Raw genomic sequence first — 17,930 nt, forward strand, 5'->3', positions numbered from 1 at the left:
CGGCCCTTCCGGCACCGGATCTTGAAAGTCGTCCCGCCACAAACCTCAAGTCGCGGCACCACAAACCCCAAGTCGGCGGGTGGGGGTGTTCAGCCGCCGATCGCGGACATCGGCCGGTCGGGCTGCAGGAACGTCGGGTCGTCGATGCCGTGGCCGGGCAGCTTCGGCAGTACCGCGGCCCGCCACCTCTCGGCGAGGTCGTCATCGTCGGCGCCGGCCCGCAGCGCCGTGCGCAGGTCCGACTCGGACCGGGCGAACAGGCAGTTGCGGACCTGGCCGTCGGCGGTCAGCCGGACCCGGTCGCAGTCCCCGCAGAACGGGCGGCTGACCGAGGCGATCACGCCGACCGTGGCCGGCCCCCCGTCGACCGTGAACAGCTCGGCGGGGGCGCTCCCCCGCGGCTCCTCGGCCGGCGCCAGCGCGAACTCCGCCTCGAGCCGGGCCAGCGTCTCATCGGCGGTCACCATCGTCGTGCGCGACCACCCGTGCTGCGCGTCCAAGGGCATCTGCTCGATGAAGCGCAGCTGGTAGCCGCGGTCGAGGCACCAGCGCAGCAGCTCGGGAGCCTGGTCGTCGTTGATCCCCCGCAGCAGCACCGCGTTGACCTTGACCGGGCCGAGGCCGGCCGCCTCGGCGGCCGCGAGGCCGTCGACCACGTCGCGCAGCCGGTCGCGCCGGGTGATGGTGGCGAAGGTGTCCTCGCGCACCGAGTCCAGGCTGACGTTGACCCGATCCAGGCCGGCGCCCGCCAGCGCGCCGGCCACCTTGGCCAGCCCCAGGGCGTTGGTGGTGAGGGAGAGCTCGACGTCGGGGTCGATCGCGTGCGTGCGCGCCACGATGTCGACCAGCCCACGACGTACCAGGGGCTCACCGCCGGTGAAGCGGACCTCGCGCACCCCGAGCCGCGTGACCGCCACACCGATCAGGCGCACCACCTCGTCGTCGGTGAGCTGGTCCTCGTTCGGCATCCAGTCCAGGCCCTCGGGCGGCATGCAGTAGGAGCAGCGGAGGTTGCACCGGTCGGTCAGCGACACCCGAAGATCGGTGGCGACCCGACCGAACCGATCCACCAACGGCAGCACCTGCATGTGGCCAGCATAGGCACGCCGTCTACCGTGGCCCCGTGAAGCTTGTGGCCTGGCTCGGGTCCTGGCGGTTCCTGGTGAGCCGACGCTGGGTCCTCTTCTTCCTCACCATCCTCCTCGTCGGCTGGGCGACCTGGTGGCTCGGCGAGTGGCAGTTCGGCCGCCTCGACGACCGCAAGGAGCGCAACGCGATCATCGAGGCCAACGAGGTGCGCGACCCGGTACCCGTGGCCGACGTCCTCGCGCTCGGCGAGCAGGTGGCCCAGGACGACCAGTGGCGGGTGGTGAGCGCGACCGGGACGTACGACGTCGCCGACACCATCGTCGTGCGCAACCGCTCCGGCGACGACAGCCTGCCGGGCGTCGACGCGGTGGTGCCGCTCGTCACGGCGGACGGCACCGCCCTGCTGGTGGACCGCGGGTTCCTGGCGCTCGAGCCCGGCCAGACGTTCGTCGCGCGCGACGAGATCCCGGCTCCGCCGTCGGGCGAGGTGACCATCACCGGTTGGGTACGCCAGGACGGCACCGGCAACAGCACCGACGTCACGGACCAGACCACCCGGGCGATCTCGAGCGTGAAGATCGGCGAGGCGCTGGACCGGGAGGTCTACGGAGGCTTCGTGGACCTGCGCACGGAGGACCCCGAGCCCGCCGTGCCGCTGGAGCGGGCGGATCTGCCCGACCTCGACAACGGCCCGCACTTCTTCTACGGGCTGCAGTGGTGGTTCTTCGGGGTGCTCGCCGGCGGCGGGTTCCTCTACCTGGCCTGGGACGAGCGTCGCAACGGCCGCCGGGGGGAGCGCCGGCCGCAGCGCAAGCCCGGCCCGTTCTCGCGGGCTCGCGACGACGTGCCCCCGGGGCTCCGGGCCCAGGTGGAGGCGCGGGAGGAGTCCCGGCAGGCGCGGACTCAGAGCGAGCGGGTCATCCCTCCGTCGACGGGGAGCGAGACGCCGGTCAGGTACGACGAGGCCGACGAGAGCAGGAACGCGGCGACCCGTCCGAACTCCTCCGGCCGCCCGTAGCGCCGCAGCGGGATCTGGGCGACGGCGGCCGCCTTCGAGGCCTCCGCGTCCCCCGTCGCCGCATCCAGCTCCGCGACCCGGTCGGTGCCGATCCGTCCGGGCAGCAGCGCGTTGACCCGTACGCCGGAGGGCCCGAGCTCGTCCGCGAGGCTCTTCGCGACCATCGCCAGCCCCGGTCGCAGGCCGTTGGAGATCGCCAGGCCGGGCACGGGCTGACGGACGCTGGTCGACAGGACCATCGCCAGCGAGCCGCCGGCGGGCAGCGCGGTGCCGATCTCGCGCGCCAACCGCACCCCGCCGAGGAAGACGCTGCCGAACGCGGCCGTCCACTGCTCGTCAGTGACCGCGGTGACGGGACCCGCGGGCGGTCCGCCGACGCTGATCAGCGCGCCGTCCACACGCCCCCACTCATCCGACGCGGCCTCCAGCAGGCGCGCGGGAGTGCCCGGGTCGGCGTTGTCCGCGGTGACCCCGAGCACCGCGCCGCCGCCAGCGTCGGCCACTGCGGCGAGGTCGACCACGGCGCGCTCGACCGCCTCCGCGGAGCGCCCGGTGACGAGCACCCGCGCCCCTTCGCGCAGCAGCTGCTCAGCCGTGGCGCGGCCCAGCCCTCGGGTGCCGCCGGTGACGATCAGGACGCGGTCGTTCAGCTGGAGGTCCACGCCCCGAATCTAGCGACCGTGCTCGGCTACTCCGCGGAGGCCACCTGGGTGACCGGCACGACGTCGGCTGCACCCTTGCGCGCCGCGTCGGCGGTGTGGTCGTCCGGCTGACGCTGGCTCTCCCGCTCCGCCTCCACCCGCTTCACGTAGTGCTCGACCTCGCGCTCGGTCTGGTCCGCGTCCCAGCCGAGGTGCCCGCGGACCAGCTCGGCCACGTAGGGCGCCGCCGCGACGCCACGGTCGAAGGTCTCGAACGAGATCCGCGTGCGCCGGGTGAGGATGTCGTCCAGGTGCCGTGCCCCCTCGTGCGTGACGGCGTAGACGGCCTCGACCGCGAGGTAGTCCTCGGCGCCCGTCAGCGGCTCCCCGAGGACCGGCTCCGCGGCGACGATGTCGAGCACCTCGAGCACGAGCGAGCCGTACCGCTCCAACAGGTGCTCGACGCGGTTGACCGCCAGCCCCGAGTTGCGCGCCAGCTGGCGCCGCTGGTTCCACAGGGCCTGGTAGCCGTCGGCGCCGACGAGCGGCACGTTCTCCGTCACGCAGGCGCCCACGGTCCGTCCGAGGACCGACTCCAGCCCGTGCACCGCCTCGTCGACGGCATCGGCCGCCATCACCCGGTAGGTCGTGTACTTCCCGCCGGCGACCACCACCAGCCCCGGCACGCTGTGGGCCACCGCGTGCTCGCGGGAGAGCTTCGAGGTCGCTTCGCTCTCGCCGGCGAGCAGCGGTCGGAGTCCGGCGTACACCCCCTCGACGTCGTCCCGGTTCAGGGGCACCTCGAGCACGGCGTTGACGCGTTCGAGCAGGTAGTCGATGTCGCGCGAGCTGGCAGCCGGGTGGTCCTTGGACAGCTCCCAGTCGGTGTCGGTGGTGCCGATGATCCAGTGTCGCTTCCACGGGATCACGAAGAGCACCGACTTCTCGGTGCGCAGGATCAGGCCGGCCTCCCCGCGGATCCGGTCGCGCGGGACGACCAGGTGGATGCCCTTGCTGGCGCGGACGTGGAACTGAGCTCGCTCGCGCGCCATCGCCTGGGTCTCGTCGGTCCAGACGCCGGTGGCGTTGATGACCTGTGAGGCGCGGATGGTGAACCGCCGCCCGGTCTCCAGGTCGATCACCTCGGCGCCGACCACCCGTTCGCTCTCCTTCACCAGGCCGAGCACGCGGGTGCGGGAGGCGACGGCGGCGCCGTAGGTGGCCGCGGTGCGCGCGAGGAACATCGTGTGCCGCGCGTCGTCGACCTGCGCGTCGTAGTACCGGATGGCGCCGACCAACGCCTCCTTGCGCAGCGAGGGGAAGGCTCGCCGCGCACCGCGCCGGGTCAGGTGCCGGTGCACGGGGGTCGTGTCGCCGTAGCCGCTGAACCGCGACATCGCGTCGTAGAGCGCCACGCCGGCACCGGCGTACCACCTCTCCCAGCCGCGGCCGGTGAGCGGGTAGAGGAAGGGAACGGGCCGGACCAGGTGCGGGGCGAGGCGCTGCATCAGCAGGCCGCGCTCCTTGAGGGCCTCGGCGACCAGTCGGAAGTCGAGCATCTCCAGGTAGCGCAGTCCGCCGTGGATCAGCTTGGAGCTGCGGCTGGAGGTGCCGGAGGCGAAGTCGCGGGCCTCCACCAGCCCGACGGAGAGCCCGCGGGTGGCGGCGTCGAGCGCCGAGCCCGCGCCGACCACCCCACCCCCGATCACCAGGACGTCGAGCTGCGTGCTCGCCATCCGGCGCAGGGCGGCGGAGCGGGTGCGGGGCGAGAGTGCGGCGGGCTGCATGGATGTCTCCCTGGTCGGACGGCCCTGCGGGGCCGCGCGGTCGGTGCCGGGTGAGCGCTCAGACCTCGACCCAGTCGAGTGTCCGCTGGACGGCCTTCTTCCACTGCGCGTAGCCGGCCTCCCGCCGCTCCTCGCCCCATTGCGGCTCCCAGCGGGTGTCCTCACGCCAATTCTGTCGCAGCTCGTCGGTCGAGCCCCAGTAGCCCACCGAGAGGCCGGCGGCGTACGCGGCGCCGAGCGCGGTCGTCTCCGGGACCTCGGGGCGGCTCACCGGCACGCCGAGCACATCGGCCTGGATCTGCATGCAGAGGCTGTTGAGGGTGACTCCCCCGTCGACCTTCAGCGTCTCCAGCGCCACCCCGGAGTCGGCGCTCATCGCCTCGACGACGTCGCGCGACTGGTAGCAGATCGCCTCGAGGGTGGCCCGGGCCAGGTGCGCGTTGGTGTTGAACCGGGAGAGGCCGACGATCGCGCCGCGGGCGTCCGAGCGCCAGTACGGCGCGAAGAGGCCCGAGAACGCGGGTACGAAGTACACCCCGCCGTTGTCCTCCACCTGCCGGGCCAGCGACTCCGACTCCGCAGCGCCGCTGATGATGCCGAGCTGGTCGCGCAGCCACTGGACCGCCGAGCCGGTCACCGCGATGGAGCCCTCGAGCGCGTACACGCACGGCTCGTCGCCGAACCGGTAGGCCGGCGTGGTCAGCAGCCCCGACCGGGAGCGGACGATCTCAGTGCCCGTGTTGAGCAACATGAAGTTGCCGGTGCCATAGGTGTTCTTGGCCTCGCCGGGGGCGAAGCAGACCTGGCCGACCGTGGCGGCCTGCTGGTCGCCCAGGATGCCGGTGATCGGCACCTCGCCGCGGAACGGACCGCTGCGACGGGTGACGCCGTACGGCGTGGTCGCGGAGGACTCGCGGATCGCCGGCAGCATCGCGCGCGGCACCCCGAAGACCTCCAGCAGCTCGGGGTCCCAGTCGAGCGTCTCCAGGTCCATCAGCATCGTCCGGCTGGCGTTGGTGACGTCGGTGACGTGGACGCCGCCCTCGACCCCACCCGTCAGGTTCCACAGGATCCAGGTGTCCGGGGTGCCGAAGAGCGCGTCGCCGGCCTCGGCGAGATCGCGGAGACCCTCGACGTTCTCCAGCAGCCAGCGCAGCTTGCCGCCGGAGAAGTACGGCGCCGGCGGCAGCCCCGCGCGCTGCCGGATCAGGTCGCCGGTCCCGTCCCGCTCCAACGCCGCCGCGATGCTGTCGGTGCGGGTGTCCTGCCACACGATCGCGTTGTGCAGCGGGCGGCCCGTACGGCGGTCCCAGACGATCGTGGTCTCCCGCTGGTTCGTGATCCCGATCGCCGCGAGGTCGGCGTGCGAGAGGCCGGCCTGGCCGAGGGCCGTCTGGACCACCGCGGAGGTCCGCTCCCAGATCTCCACCGGGTTGTGCTCCACCCAGCCGGCGCGCGGCAGGATCTGCTGGTGCTCGAGCTGGTGACGGGCCACCACCTGGCCGCCGTGGTCGAAGACCATGAAACGGGTGCTGGTGGTGCCCTGGTCGATCGCGCCGACGTACCGCGGCTGTGCCATGGCGACACTCTGGCACAGCGCCCCGACGGATCGGCACAGGTCCGCGGGCCGGTCCCGGCCATCCGGGACCCACCCTGAGAGGACCTCAGGGTCGATCCCCGATGGCACGTGTCGACGGCTTCCGGCAGGCTTGACCCATGACCACGGCTCCCGCGTCCCCGCCTGCCCCCACCCACGACCCCGTGCCGCCGGCCGCACGGGCGAGGGACCTGCGCAAGACCTACGGCTCCGGGGACTCGGCCGTCCACGCTCTCGACGGCGTGACGCTCGACCTCGCCGCGGGCCGGTTCACCGCGATCATGGGGCCGTCGGGATCCGGCAAGTCCACCCTGATGCACTGCATGGCCGCGCTGGACGCGCCGACCTCCGGCGACGTCGAGGTCGACGGCGTCGACCTCGGCCGCCTCAAGGACAAGGCGCTGACCACGCTGCGGCGCGAGCGGATCGGCTTCGTCTTCCAGGCCTTCAACCTGGTCCCCACCCTCACCGCGCGGGAGAACATCCTGCTGCCGCTCAACCTGGCCGGCAAGAAGCCCGACCAGCAGTGGTTCGACACCGTGATCGACGCGGTCGGTCTGCGCGACCGGCTCGGACACCGGCCGAGCGAGATGTCCGGCGGCCAGCAGCAACGGGTCGCCTGCGCCCGCGCGCTGGTCAGCCAGCCCTCGATCGTCTTCGCCGACGAGCCGACCGGCAACCTGGACAGCACCTCGGGCGCCGAGGTGCTGTCGTTCCTGCGCCGCAGCGTGGACGACTTCGGCCAGACCGTGGTGATGGTGACCCACGACGCCGTCGCGGCGTCGTACTGCGACAGCGTGGTCTTCCTGGCCGACGGCCGCGTCGTCGACGAGCTCCACCAGCCCGAGCGCGAGCAGATCCTGGAGCACATGACGCGCCTGCAGGACGTCGCCGCCGCGCGCCGCGCCGAGGCCGGAGGCGGCACGGCGTGATCAAGCTGACCCTCCGCAACCTGCTGGCCCGCAAGGTGCGGCTCGTGATGAGCGGCCTGGCGATCGTGCTGGGCGTCGCGTTCCTCTCGGGCGTGCTGGTCTTCAGCAACGGCCTGTCCTCGACCTTCGACGGGATCATCTACGGCTCCACCCCCGACGGCGTGGTCCGCCCGGCGGACTCCGACTCGTTCGACGCGGCACCGGCCCAGACGACGCAGACGCTGACTCCCGCCGTGGCCAACGACCTGGCGGCTCTGCCGGAGGTGCAGCGGGCCGACGGCGACGTGGTCGGGATCGGGATGAGCCTGCTCGCCTCCGACGGGACGCTGGTCGGCGGCACCGGAGCGCCGACCCTGGCGTTCAACTTCAACGGCGCGCCGAACATGGCCGGGGAGTCGCCGATGGAGCTGACCAGCGGCCAGTGGCCGGAGGCCGCCGACGAGATCCTGCTCGACGACGCCGCCGCCGAGAACGGCGACTACGCGCTAGGCGACGAGGTGAAGCTGCTGGCGCCCTTCGGCGAGCCCGAGCGCACCGCCACCCTGGTCGGCACGGGCGAGTTCAACGGCGGCGGTACGGCGGGCGCGACCCTGCTGGTGTTCAGCACCGAGGGCGCCCAGGACCTGTTCCTCGAGGGCCGCGACGAGTACAACCAGATCACCCTCACCGCCGCGGACGGCGTCACCCAGGAGGAGCTCGTCGCCGCGGCCAGCTCGGTGGTTCCCGACGGCTGGGAGGCGGTGACCGGCGACCAGGTGGCCGAGGAGTCGCAGAACGCCGTCGGTCAGTTCCTCGACATCATCTCCACGTTCCTGCTGGTGTTCGCGATCATCGCCGTGATCGTCGGCGGCTTCATCATCGTCAACACGTTCACGATCCTGGTCGCGCAGCGCAGCCGGGAGCTGGCACTGCTGCGCGCGCTCGGCGCCGCCCGTCGACAGGTCACCTCGTCCGTGCTGCTCGAGGCCGTGGTGCTCGCGTTCGTGGCGTCCACCATCGGCATCGGGCTCGGGTGGCTGCTCTCCCGCGGCCTGGCGGCGATCTTCCGCGCCGCCGGGCTCGACATCGCCGGCGACGCACTCACCCTGGGCGGCCAGGCGATCCTGGTCAGCTACGTGGTCGGCATCGGCGTCACCCTGGTCGCCGCCTACCTGCCGGCGCGCCGTGCGGGCAAGGTGGCCCCTGTCGCGGCGATGCGCATGGACTCGACACCCGAGCGCGGCTCGCTGCGCCGCCGGACGACCATCGGCAGCGTGTTGCTGGCCCTCGGCGCCGGAGCCGCCGTGCTCGGTGTCGTCGGCGGCCCGGGCCCGGACGCGGTGTGGATCGGCGTCGCCGCGGTGATCTGGATCCTCACCGTCGCCGTGATCGCCTCGGTGATCGGGCACCCGGTGCTGGTGTTGTGCCGCGGCCTGTTCGGTGCGCTCTTCGGCACCACCGGTCGGCTGGCCGGCGAGAACGCCCTGCGCGACCCGCGCCGCACCGGCGCCACCGCGTCGGCGCTGATGATCGGGCTCGCGCTGGTCTCGACGATCGGCGTGCTCGCGTCGTCGCTGAACGCCTCGGTCGACGACATCGTCGAGGAGGAGTTCACCTCCGACTTCCTCGTGCAGAGCTCAAACTTCCTGCCGTTCTCCACCGACGTCGGCGACCGCCTGGCCGAGGTCGACGGCGTCGACCTGGTCAGCCGCCAGCAGTGGACCGCGGCCCAGCTCGACGGCGACACCGTGTTCGTGGCCGGCAACGACAGCGCGTTCAGCGAGATCTACGACCTGACCATGGTCGACGGCACGCAGGACATCAGCGGGGACGAGGCCGTCGTCACCGAGGACTTCGCCGCCGACTACGACCTCAGCGTCGGCTCGCCGCTGACGCTCAGCTTCCTGGCCGGCAAGAGCCTGGACCTCACCGTCGCCGGGATCTCTGAGTCCACCGAGACCAGCGCTGAGATCAGCGTGCCGCTGGAGCTGTTCGCCACTGTCGACATCCCGCGGCAGGACACGAACCTGTCGATCACGCTGGAGGCGGGCGCCGATCCGATCGCGGTCGGTGAAGCGCTCGACGAGGCGGCGAAGTCGACCCCGATCGTCGCGGTCTACGACAAGCAGGAGTTCTCCGACACGATCCGGGGCCAGATCAACCAGCTGCTCTACATGATCTACGGCCTGCTGGCGCTGGCGATCGTGATCGCGGTGATCGGCATCGTGAACACGCTCGGCCTCTCCGTCATCGAGCGGACCCGCGAGATCGGGCTGCTGCGCGCGATCGGCATGAGCCGGGCACGGCTGCGGCGGATGATCACCCTGGAGTCGGTGGCCATCGCGGTCCTCGGCGCCGTCCTGGGCATGGCCCTGGGCGTGCTCATCGGCGTGCTGCTGCGCGAGTCGCTGAAGGACGACCTGACCAGCCTCGGCCTGCCGCTCGGGAGCCTGGTCCTGTTCCTCGCGATCGCGATCGTGGTCGGCGTCCTGGCCGCCGTGATCCCGGCGATCCGGGCCTCGCGCCTCAACGTGCTGGCGGCCATCGCCTCGGAGTGAGGAGGCCTCGGCGGGCTCGGCCGGCTGGTCGAGTCCGTCGAGCCCGCGGCCTCAGTCCGGACCTCAGTCCGGACCTCAGTCCGGACCTCAGGCCAGGCTGATCAGGTCGGCGTACTCGACGTTCCAGAGGTCCTCGACGCCGTCGGGCAGGATCAGCACGCGGTCCGGCTCGAGCGCGTGCACGGCCCCCTCGTCGTGGGTGACCAGGATGATGGCGCCCTCGTAGCGACGAATCGCGTTGAGGACCTCCTCACGGGAGGCCGGGTCGAGGTTGTTCGTCGGCTCGTCGAGCAGCAGCACGTTGGCAGCCGAGACGACCAGCGAGGCCAGTGCGAGCCGGGTCTTCTCACCACCGGACAGCACGCCCGCGGGCTTGTGCACGTCGTCGCCGGAGAAGAGGAACGAGCCGAGCACCGAGCGCGCCTCGGTGTCGGTCAGCTGCGGCGCGGAGGACTGCATGTTCTCCAGCACCGAGCGACCCACATCGAGGGTCTCGTGCTCCTGGGCGTAGTAGCCGACCTTGAGGCCGTGCCCGGGGATCACCATGCCGGTGTCGGGCTGGTCGACGCCGGCCAGGATCCGCAGCATGGTGGTCTTGCCCGCGCCGTTGAGCCCGAGGATGACCACCCGCGAGCCCTTGTCGATCGCGAGGTCGACGGCGGTGAAGACCTCGAGCGCGCCGTACGACTTGGACAGGTCCTTCGCGGTGAGCGGGGTCTTGCCGCACGCGGCCGGCGTCGGGAACTTGATGGCGGCGACCTTGTCGGCCTGCCGCTCCCCCTCGAGCCCGTCGAGCAGCTTCTCGGCGCGCTTCAGCATCTGCTGGGCGGCGCTCGCCTTGGTCGCCTTGGCCCGCATCTTGTTGGCCTGGTCGGTGAGCGTCTTGGCCTTGTTCTGCGCGTTCATCATCTCGCGCTTGCGCCGGGCCTCGTCGGTCTCCCGCTGCTGCAGGTAGTTGCGCCAGCCCATGTTGTAGACGTCGATGACCGCGCGGTTGGCGTCGAGGTGGTAGACCTTGTTGACGGTCTCCTCGAGCAGCTCGTTGTCGTGGGAGATGACGATGAAGCCGCCCTTGTAGGACTTCATCCAGTCCCGCAGCCACGTGATCGAGTCGGCGTCGAGGTGGTTGGTCGGCTCGTCGAGGATCAGCACCTCGGCGCTGGAGAAGAGGATCCGGGCCAGCTCCACGCGCCGACGCTGGCCACCCGACAGGGTGCCCAGCTCCTGGTCCATCAGCCGGTCGGGGATGCCGAGGCTCTGCGCGATCTGGAGCGCCTCGGTCTCAGCGGCGTACCCGCCACCCGCGTCGAGCTCGTCCTGCGCCCGCTGGAAGCGCCGCATCGCCTTCTCGCGGACCTTCGGGTCCTCGGAGGCCATCTGGTGCTCCGCGTCCCGCATCCGCCGTACGGCGTCGTCGAGGCCGCGCGCGGACAGGATCCGGTCGCGCACCAGTACCGCGGGGTCGCCGACCCGCGGGTCCTGCGGCAGGTAGCCGATCTCCCCGTTGTTGCTGACGGTTCCGGACGCGGGCAGCACGTCGCCGGCGAGGACCTTGGTGAGGGTGGTCTTGCCGGCGCCGTTGCGCCCGACCAGACCGACCTTGTCACCCGGGCCCACCCGGAAGCTGACGTTCTCCATGAGGAGCCGCGCACCGACTCGAACCTCGACCTGGTGCACCGTGATCATGACGTGCCCCATTCTCCCATGTCAGCGCCCCATCCCACGCATCAGCGGCGCACCCGGACCGGCCCGAACCCGTACGACGTCAGCGCCGGTGACGCGCCGGCAGCGGGCCGGTCAGCGCTCGAGCAGCGCCTCGATCATCGGGAAGGTCCGCTGCAGGGTGCGCAGGTGCGGGGCGACCGCCGGATGGCGGTACTTGGAGGCCAGGGCGCCCTCCCCGGTGGCGACCCGCGCCAGCGCCCACTCGGCCCGGCTGAGTGCCGTGAAGACGGCCACCACCCGGGCGCCGGTCACCACCGCGTCGCGATCGGCGACCTCCGCGGGCAGCCCCAACAGGTAGGCGTCCAGCAGCGGCTCGAACTCCTCCCGCGAGGAGAGCGACAGGTAGCCGAGGTCGCCGCCGACCGGGCCGTGGCCGAGCGTGCCCCAGTCGATCGCGATCGCGTCGTCCCCGTCGCGTCCGGGCAGGTTGGCCGCCGTCGGGTCACCGTGCTGCGGTACCTGGGGCAGCCCCTCCAACGCCTCGAGGAAGCCGTTCCGCCCGCGCCACAGGACGTCGGCGACGTCGGCGACGGTGGTGCGGGCGAGCGTGGGCCAGCCGCCGCGCCGAGCGACGCGCTCCAGGCGGTCGCGCAGCAGGTGGGCGGCGAGGAAGCGCGGGCGCGGCAGGTCGACGCCGGCGAACCTGCCGAGCGCGACGGCGAGGAAGAGCCCGCTGCTGGCGTCGTCCTCCACCCAGTCACGGGTGATCGTGATGCCCTCGGCGTCCTCCTCGACCGCGGCCGCCGGGCTGCGCAGTCCGCGGGTACCCGCGGTCAGCCCGGTCAGCAGCACGTCGGCCTCCCGACGCCAGTAGCCGACGTGGTCGGGCTGCGAGAGGACCGCGGGGTCGCCCGGCCCCGGCGCGGCGAGGCGCTTCACGACCACCGGACGGCCGCCGTGCGCGGTGCGCCAGACGCCGACGGTCGACGTACCGGAGCCGCCCGGGAGGGCCAGCCACTCCGGCTCGGGCTGCCACATGGCGCGAAACTAGCCGATGTCGCGCCGCCGGAACGCCATTTGTCCCGCGAAGGACAGCAGCGTGGCGACCAGTGCCACGGCGAGCACCGGGACGGCGTCGAAGTCCTCGGCGGGCACCAACGGCAGGTGATGGAACGGCGAGAGATCCACCAGCCAGCCCGGGAACTTCAGGAAGTCGCCGAACATCAGGACCACGACGCAGAAGGCGAGAGCCAGCCAGCCGATCAACAGCCTCCGCGGGGCGGCGCCGTAGAGGAGGCGCGCGAGCCCGCTGAGCACCAGGACCGCCGGCACGTACATCAGCGCCGGTACGCCGTAGCGCACCACCGCACCCCAGTCGCCGGTCGTGGCGGCGTAGCCGAGGCCGAGCCCCAGGCCACCGCCGGCCAGGACGACGAGCGTGCCGCCGACCGTGACGGCGACGTGGCCGACCAGCCAGGCCGAGCGGCTGAGCCCGGTGGCCAGCAGCGCCTCCATGTGCCCGTCGCCCTCCTCGGAGCGAGGCCGCTGCACCGAGGAGATCGCGTAGCCGCTGCCGATCAGCGCCAGGATCACCAGCGAGGTGGCATAGAACGCGTCGACCAGGTTCAACGCGCCCCCGCCCGCCATCGCGTCGAGGGCGAACTGGTTGTCGCCGAGCAGCTCCTTCACGCTGTCGCCCATGGCGCCGTAGGCCGCGCCGGTCATGAAGACTCCCGCGGTCCAGCCGTAGACGCTGCCGCGCTGCAGGCGCCAGGCCAGGCCGAGGCCGGAGCGCAGCCCGGCGCCCGCACGCGCCGGTCCCGGGCGGCCGACCAGGATCCCGGCACCCACGTCACGACGCTCGAACAGCAGGTTGCCCACCGCGGCGGCGCCCACCGCTGCGACGACCAGGAGCGCGAGCGGCCACCAGCGCAGGCCCGAGTAGGGATACATCTGCTGGTACCAGCCGATGGGCGAGAGCCAGGTGAGGACCCCGTTGCCGACGTCGCCGACCGCACGCAGGACGTACGACGCGCCGATCACCACGCCGGCGATGCCGTACATGCCCCGGGCGCTGGTGGTGAGCTGCGCGGCGATCAGGGCGGTGCCGCTGAAGACCCAGCCGAGCGTGGTCAGTCCGACGCCGGCGGCGACGCTGTCGGTGATCGACAGCGGCATGCCCTTCAGGTGCGAGTCGACGTGCAGGGTCAACAGGCTGCCGATCAGCAGCGCCCCCATCGCCAGGTTGGCGATCAGCGCCACGCCGAAGGCGGCGACCAGCGGGGCGTGCCGTCCGATCGGGGCGCCCCGGACGAGCTCGTCGCGGCCGGTCTCCTCATCGACCCGGGTGTGCCGCCCGACCAGGAACATGCTCATCAGGCCGGCGACCACCGCACCCATGGCGCTGGCCTGCCAGAAGATCTGGCCGCCGACCGTGTCCAGGGCGCGCGCGGGGCCGAGCATCGCGATGAACGCCGCGTTCCCGTCCAGGCTCGCCGCGGCCCGGTCGAGCTCGGCCTGCGTCGCGTAGACGCCCGCCAGGCCGGCGCCCTGCGACCAGTACAGGAACGCGGCCCCGAGGCTCCACCACAGGATCATCCACTTGTCGCGCGCCAGGTGGCTGCGCAGCAGCAGCCCGGTGCCGACCAGGCTCGTCGAGGCGCTCACGTGCTCGCTCCGGATGCGGCGGTCGCCTCCCCGGGCGTCACGGGCTCCTCGGGCTCATCGCCGTAGTGGCGCAGGAAGAGCTCCTCCAAGGTCGGCGGCTGGGAGATCAGGGTCCGCACGCCGACCCGGTGCAGCGCGCCGAGCACCTCGTTGAGCTGGTCGGTCTCGACCTGGCAGCGCAACCGATGACCGTCGACCTGGACGTCGTGGACGGCCGGGAGACCGGCGATCCCGGTCGGCGGACCAACCAGCTCCACGTCCAACGAGGTCCGGGTCAGGTGGCGCAGGTCGGCCAGCGATCCGGACTCGACGATCCGCCCCGAGCGGATGATGCTGACGCGGTCGCCGAGTTTCTCCACCTCGGCGAGGATGTGGCTGCTCAGCAGGACGCTTCCGCCGTCGTCGCGGAAACGGTCGACCAGGCCGGTGAACGTCTCCTCCTTGAGCGGGTCCAGTCCGGACGTCGGCTCGTCGAGGAGCAGCAGCTCGGTGTCGGCGGCGAGCGCGGCGACCAGCGCCACCTTCTGCCGGTTGCCCTTGGAGTAGCTGCGGCCGCGCTTGGTCGGGTCGAGCTCGAACATCTCGATCAGCTCGTCGCGCCGCTTCGGGTCCAGCCCGCCACGCAGGCGACCGAGCAGGTCGATCGCCTCGCCGCCGGTGAGGTTGGGCCAGAGGCTGACGTCGCCGGGGACGTAGGCGAGCCGGCGGTGCAGCTCGGCGGCCTCGCGCCACGGGTCGCCGCCGAACAGCCGGACATCCCCGGAGTCGCGGCGCAGCAGTCCGAGCAGCACCCGCAGCGTGGTCGACTTGCCGGCGCCGTTGGGTCCCAGGAAGCCGTGCACCTCCCCCCGCCGGACCTCGAGGTCGAGTCCGTCGAGGGCGCGGACGGGGCCGAAGGTCTTGACCAGGTCGCGGATCTCGATCACGGCGTCGCCGGAGCTCTGCATGGGGGTGACGCTACACAGGACCGCCGGCACCCGTCCGGCAAGCGCCACCTAGCATTTCGCCATGCAGATCGATCTCGACGATCCTCGGCGCGAGGACGTGCTGGTGCTGCTCGCCGAGCACCTGGCGGACATGTACGCGACCTCGCCGGCGGAGAGCGTCCACGCGCTCGACCCGGACGCTCTCGCGGGCCCCGACATCTCGTTCTGGACCCTGCGCGAGGACGGCGTCCTGCTGGGGTGTGCCGCGCTCAAGGAGCACGACCCCGGGCACGCCGAGATCAAGTCCATGCGATCGGCCACCAGCGCACGACGCCGCGGCGTCGGGGTGCGGCTCCTCGACCACCTGATCGCGGTCGGCCGCGACCGCGGGTACCGACGGCTGAGCCTGGAGACCGGCACCGAGGACTACTTCCTCCCGGCGCGCGCCCTGTACGGCTCGCGCGGCTTCGTTCCCTGCGAGCCCTTCGCCGACTACACCCACGACCCCCACAGCGCCTACCTCACCCTGGAGCTCGAGGCAGCGGTCTCGGCCTAGCCGCGGAGCGGCGGCGCGTTCTCGACCTCGACCGCGATCGCGCACGCGTCGGCCACCGCCTGCTCCAGCACGCTGCGACGCGGGTCGGGCACCGCCAGCCAGGGGCCGACGACCGTCAGCGGGGCCAGCCGCGGGTCGGCCAGGACCGCCTCGACGGCGGCATGGTCCCCACCGGTCACGAGCACGTCCACGCGCCCCTCGCCGGTCAGGATCCGTACGGCGTGGCCCGCCGCGGCCTCGTAGGCCTCCCGCGCCTGGTTGTCCCGGCGCCGGGCGAACCGCTGCTGGGACTGGCCGCCGGCCTTCGTGCGCCCCTGGACGTGCCGCTGGCCGACCTTCGACGCCTCGATCCCGGCACCGGCGAGCCGGGCGACGGCGAAGCCGCCCTTGCGGACCAGCAGGACGCCCCAGGCGGGCGGCGGTGGTGCGGCCGCGGCGGCGAACGCGACGGCGTCAGGCACGCCGTCGTACCGACGGTCGAACGGGAGGCGGGCGCGGAACCAGGAGCCGTCGGACGCGGTCCCCCGCAGAACACCGTCCTCGACCCGGAGGGCGACGCCGCTCCGTCCGGAACAGAAGCCGTCGACCCACCGCGACCAGCGGGCCGCGGGCACCAGCACGTGCCTGGCCATCCGTCTCCACCCCTCCCGTAGAACGAGAACCTGTTCTAGTCTCGTCCCGTGTCCGCCCAGCATCCCTGCGAGAAGGTCGACCTCGACTTCGTCGACACCGCCCCCTACCGGTACTCCAACAGCGTCGACCTCGCGATCACGCCCGCCCAGCTCTTCGAGGTGCTCGCCGACGCCTCGTCCTGGCCACGCTGGGCGAAGGTGATCACCGACGTCGAGTGGACCACGCCCGAGCCCCGCGGCGTGGGAACCACGCGCACCGTGACGATGCGCGGTGGGCTCGTCGGCGAGGAGGAGTTCCTGGCCTGGGACGAGTTCACCAGGATGGGATTCCGGTTCAACTCCGCGTCCACCAGGACCGTGAAGGCCTTCGCGGAGCGGTACGACGTGGTGCCGACCCCCGAGGGCTGCCGGCTCACCTGGACGCTCGCGCTCGACGTGCGCGGCCCCTCGAAGTGGACGATGCCGCTCGGAACGCCCGTGATGAACCGGGTCTTCCGGCGGTTCCTGCGCAACCTGCGCAGCTACACCGACGCTCGGTTCGGCTCCGGCGCGGCTCACTCCTCGTAGAGGACCTGCAACCGTTCGATCAGCACCGGCGCGCCCGGCTCCGCCGCGGGAGCCGGCTCGATCAGCACCGTGGCGTCCACCTCGCCGGCCGGCAGGACGGTCACCGCCCGGGCCGTGACCAGCGCCCGCGGCCGCCCGGAGCCGTCGACCACGATCCCCAGGGTGCCCACCGTCGGCGCCTCCTCCCCCGCGGCCAGCTCGGACGCGAGGACGGCGATCGAGTGGCGCTCGCCCGAGAGCAGCACCTCCAGCAACCGGTCCGCCTCTGCCGGGTCCTCGCCGAAGGACCACGTCGGGGGCGGCACCGCGGCGAGCGGGGAGGGGGCGAAGTATCCGGGGAGCGTGGCGACCTTCGCGCGCTCGCGCGCGACCGTCCAGAACCGGAGCAGGTCCTCGTGGCCACCGTCACCGGGGTCGGCCTCGCCGGTCACGGCCCGATCCTCAGACGTTGAAGCCGAGCGCCCGCAGCTGCTCGCGGCCGTCCTCGGTGATCTTGTCCGGGCCCCACGGCGGCATCCAGACCCAGTTGATCGCGACGTCGTTGACCAGGCCCTCGAGTGCCATGTTGGTCTGGTCGGTGATCACGTCCGTCAGCGGGCACGCCGCCGAGGTCAGGGTCATGTCCAGCACGACGTTCGACGACTCGTCCAGGTGCACGTCGTAGACCAGGCCGAGGTCGACCACGTTGATGCCCAGCTCGGGGTCGACGACGTCCTTCATCGCCTCGGTGACGTCCTCGACGGTGGCGGTGGCGGTGCCGCCGGTCGCCTGGGGAACCTCGGGCAGATCCGCGTTGTCGGTGGCGTTGTCGGTGGCGTTGTCGGTGGCGTTGTCGGTCACGTTCTCGGTCACTTGTGTGTCTCCAGCGATCGGGCGGTGGCGTCCTTGAAGGCCATCCACGAGAGAAGGGCGCACTTGACGCGCGCGGGGAACTTGGCGACTCCGGCGAAGGCGATGCCGTCCTCGAGCACGTCCTCGTCGGGCTCGACGGTGCCCTTGCCCTGCATCAGGGTGAGGAAGTCCTCGTGGACCGCCATCGCCTCGGCCACCGTCTTGCCGACCAGGAGGTCGTAGAGGACGGACATCGAGGCCTGTGAGATCGAGCAGCCGAGGGCGTCGTAGGACACGTCGGCGACGACGGCCTCGTCACCGGAGCCGGTGACGTGCACCCGCAGCGTGATCTCGTCGCCGCAGGTCGGGTTCACGTGGTGCACCTCGGCGTCGAAGGGCTCGCGCAGACCCTTGCCGTGCGGGCGCTTGTAGTGGTCGAGGATGATCTCCTGGTAGAGCGCGTCCAGGTCCTGTGCGGCAGCCAT

General features: G+C 72.2%; 17 protein-coding genes. 5 read left to right on the top strand and 12 right to left on the bottom strand.

Going from position 1 to position 17,930, the window contains the following annotated elements; all coding sequences use genetic code 11:
- Positions 1-89: 89 nt before the first annotated feature.
- Positions 90-1,088, bottom strand: a complete 999-nt coding sequence (gene moaA, locus E8D34_RS09000) for a GTP 3',8-cyclase MoaA (protein WP_136594273.1) — start codon at positions 1,086-1,088, stop codon at positions 90-92.
- 35 nt (positions 1,089-1,123) lie between these two features.
- Here moaA and E8D34_RS09005 point away from each other — a divergent pair, with 35 nt between their 5' ends.
- The gene (locus E8D34_RS09005; protein ID WP_240771242.1) at positions 1,124-2,107 is read left to right on the top strand and encodes an SURF1 family protein; all 984 of its coding nucleotides are present in this window, start codon (positions 1,124-1,126) and stop codon (positions 2,105-2,107) included.
- On the opposite strand, the gene E8D34_RS09010 is transcribed toward E8D34_RS09005, so the two are convergent.
- From E8D34_RS09010 to glpK, 3 genes are read right to left on the bottom strand one after another with little or no spacing between them, the layout of a single operon-like run.
- Positions 1,993-2,769 (bottom strand): SDR family oxidoreductase, encoded by a 777-nt coding sequence (locus E8D34_RS09010; RefSeq protein ID WP_136594274.1) that lies wholly within the window; start codon positions 2,767-2,769, stop codon positions 1,993-1,995. The genes E8D34_RS09005 and E8D34_RS09010 overlap by 115 nt on opposite strands.
- A gap of 26 nt (positions 2,770-2,795) precedes the next feature.
- Complete coding sequence (locus tag E8D34_RS09015) at positions 2,796-4,535, bottom strand: glycerol-3-phosphate dehydrogenase/oxidase (protein WP_136594275.1); 1,740 nt, start codon at positions 4,533-4,535, stop codon at positions 2,796-2,798.
- Positions 4,536-4,593: 58 nt separating this feature from the next.
- A complete protein-coding gene (gene glpK / locus E8D34_RS09020) occupies positions 4,594-6,114 on the bottom strand; it encodes a glycerol kinase GlpK (RefSeq protein WP_136594276.1) in 1,521 nt (506 codons plus the stop codon).
- 137 nt (positions 6,115-6,251) lie between these two features.
- Between glpK and E8D34_RS09025 the strand changes: the two genes are divergently transcribed.
- Positions 6,252-7,064, top strand: a complete 813-nt coding sequence (locus E8D34_RS09025; protein WP_136594277.1) for an ABC transporter ATP-binding protein — start codon at positions 6,252-6,254, stop codon at positions 7,062-7,064.
- On the top strand, positions 7,061-9,601 hold the full coding sequence (locus tag E8D34_RS09030; protein ID WP_136594278.1) for an FtsX-like permease family protein: 2,541 nt from the start codon (positions 7,061-7,063) through the stop codon (positions 9,599-9,601). Before E8D34_RS09025 ends, E8D34_RS09030 begins: the two co-directional genes overlap by 4 nt.
- A gap of 87 nt (positions 9,602-9,688) precedes the next feature.
- Here the strand turns inward: E8D34_RS09030 and abc-f are convergent, their stop codons facing one another.
- The 4 genes from abc-f to E8D34_RS09050 form a co-directional block, all read right to left on the bottom strand.
- The gene (gene abc-f, locus E8D34_RS09035) at positions 9,689-11,287 is read right to left on the bottom strand and encodes a ribosomal protection-like ABC-F family protein (protein ID WP_136594279.1); all 1,599 of its coding nucleotides are present in this window, start codon (positions 11,285-11,287) and stop codon (positions 9,689-9,691) included.
- Between the two features lie 111 nt (positions 11,288-11,398).
- Positions 11,399-12,304: a phosphotransferase gene (locus E8D34_RS09040; RefSeq protein ID WP_136594280.1), complete on the bottom strand. Its 906-nt coding sequence runs from the start codon at positions 12,302-12,304 to the stop codon at positions 11,399-11,401.
- A 9-nt stretch (positions 12,305-12,313) separates the two neighbouring features.
- The gene (locus tag E8D34_RS09045; protein ID WP_136594281.1) at positions 12,314-13,933 is read right to left on the bottom strand and encodes an ABC transporter permease; all 1,620 of its coding nucleotides are present in this window, start codon (positions 13,931-13,933) and stop codon (positions 12,314-12,316) included.
- Positions 13,930-14,880, bottom strand: coding sequence for an ABC transporter ATP-binding protein (locus E8D34_RS09050; protein WP_136594282.1), 951 nt, complete (start codon positions 14,878-14,880; stop codon positions 13,930-13,932). The genes E8D34_RS09045 and E8D34_RS09050 overlap by 4 nt, the downstream gene beginning before the upstream one ends.
- 61 nt (positions 14,881-14,941) lie before the next feature.
- On the opposite strand from E8D34_RS09050, the gene E8D34_RS09055 reads away from it, so the two are divergent.
- Positions 14,942-15,415 carry a GNAT family N-acetyltransferase gene (locus tag E8D34_RS09055; RefSeq protein WP_136594283.1) on the top strand — a complete coding sequence of 158 codons (474 nt, stop codon included), beginning with the start codon at positions 14,942-14,944 and terminating at the stop codon, positions 15,413-15,415.
- Here E8D34_RS09055 and E8D34_RS09060 read toward each other — a convergent pair.
- Positions 15,412-16,047, bottom strand: coding sequence for an acVLRF1 family peptidyl-tRNA hydrolase (locus E8D34_RS09060; RefSeq protein ID WP_136594284.1), 636 nt, complete (start codon positions 16,045-16,047; stop codon positions 15,412-15,414). The genes E8D34_RS09055 and E8D34_RS09060 overlap by 4 nt on opposite strands.
- Positions 16,048-16,095: 48 nt before the next feature.
- Here E8D34_RS09060 and E8D34_RS09065 point away from each other — a divergent pair, with 48 nt between their 5' ends.
- Positions 16,096-16,614, top strand: a complete 519-nt coding sequence (locus E8D34_RS09065; RefSeq protein ID WP_136594285.1) for an SRPBCC family protein — start codon at positions 16,096-16,098, stop codon at positions 16,612-16,614.
- Here the strand turns inward: E8D34_RS09065 and E8D34_RS09070 are convergent.
- From E8D34_RS09070 to sufU, 3 genes are all read right to left on the bottom strand, one after another.
- Positions 16,602-17,045 carry a hypothetical protein gene (locus E8D34_RS09070; RefSeq protein ID WP_136594286.1) on the bottom strand — a complete coding sequence of 148 codons (444 nt, stop codon included), beginning with the start codon at positions 17,043-17,045 and terminating at the stop codon, positions 16,602-16,604. The genes E8D34_RS09065 and E8D34_RS09070 overlap by 13 nt on opposite strands.
- Before the next feature lie 10 nt (positions 17,046-17,055).
- Entirely contained in the window at positions 17,056-17,400 is a 345-nt protein-coding gene (locus tag E8D34_RS09075; protein ID WP_276606591.1) for a metal-sulfur cluster assembly factor, read from the bottom strand.
- Between the two features lie 62 nt (positions 17,401-17,462).
- Positions 17,463-17,930 (bottom strand): Fe-S cluster assembly sulfur transfer protein SufU, encoded by a 468-nt coding sequence (gene sufU, locus E8D34_RS09080; RefSeq protein ID WP_136594287.1) that lies wholly within the window; start codon positions 17,928-17,930, stop codon positions 17,463-17,465.

Origin of the sequence: Nocardioides sp. GY 10113, from assembly GCF_004919105.1 — a bacterium.
Taxonomy (GTDB): Bacteria; Actinomycetota; Actinomycetes; order Propionibacteriales; family Nocardioidaceae; genus Nocardioides.

Excerpts from the sequence above, each read along its gene's own strand:
- E8D34_RS09050 (WP_136594282.1), bottom strand. The coding sequence starts at position 14,880 with ATGCAGAGCTCCGGCGACGCCGTGATCGAGATCCGCGACCTGGTCAAG.
- E8D34_RS09060 (WP_136594284.1), bottom strand. The coding sequence starts at position 16,047 with ATGGCCAGGCACGTGCTGGTGCCCGCGGCCCGCTGGTCGCGGTGGGTC.
- E8D34_RS09040 (WP_136594280.1), bottom strand. The coding sequence starts at position 12,304 with ATGTGGCAGCCCGAGCCGGAGTGGCTGGCCCTCCCGGGCGGCTCCGGT.
- E8D34_RS09015 (WP_136594275.1), bottom strand. The coding sequence starts at position 4,535 with ATGCAGCCCGCCGCACTCTCGCCCCGCACCCGCTCCGCCGCCCTGCGC.
- abc-f (WP_136594279.1), bottom strand. The coding sequence starts at position 11,287 with ATGATCACGGTGCACCAGGTCGAGGTTCGAGTCGGTGCGCGGCTCCTC.
- E8D34_RS09025 (WP_136594277.1), top strand. The coding sequence starts at position 6,252 with ATGACCACGGCTCCCGCGTCCCCGCCTGCCCCCACCCACGACCCCGTG.
- E8D34_RS09055 (WP_136594283.1), top strand. The coding sequence starts at position 14,942 with ATGCAGATCGATCTCGACGATCCTCGGCGCGAGGACGTGCTGGTGCTG.
- glpK (WP_136594276.1), bottom strand. The coding sequence starts at position 6,114 with ATGGCACAGCCGCGGTACGTCGGCGCGATCGACCAGGGCACCACCAGC.
- sufU (WP_136594287.1), bottom strand. The coding sequence starts at position 17,930 with ATGGCTGCCGCACAGGACCTGGACGCGCTCTACCAGGAGATCATCCTC.
- moaA (WP_136594273.1), bottom strand. The coding sequence starts at position 1,088 with ATGCAGGTGCTGCCGTTGGTGGATCGGTTCGGTCGGGTCGCCACCGAT.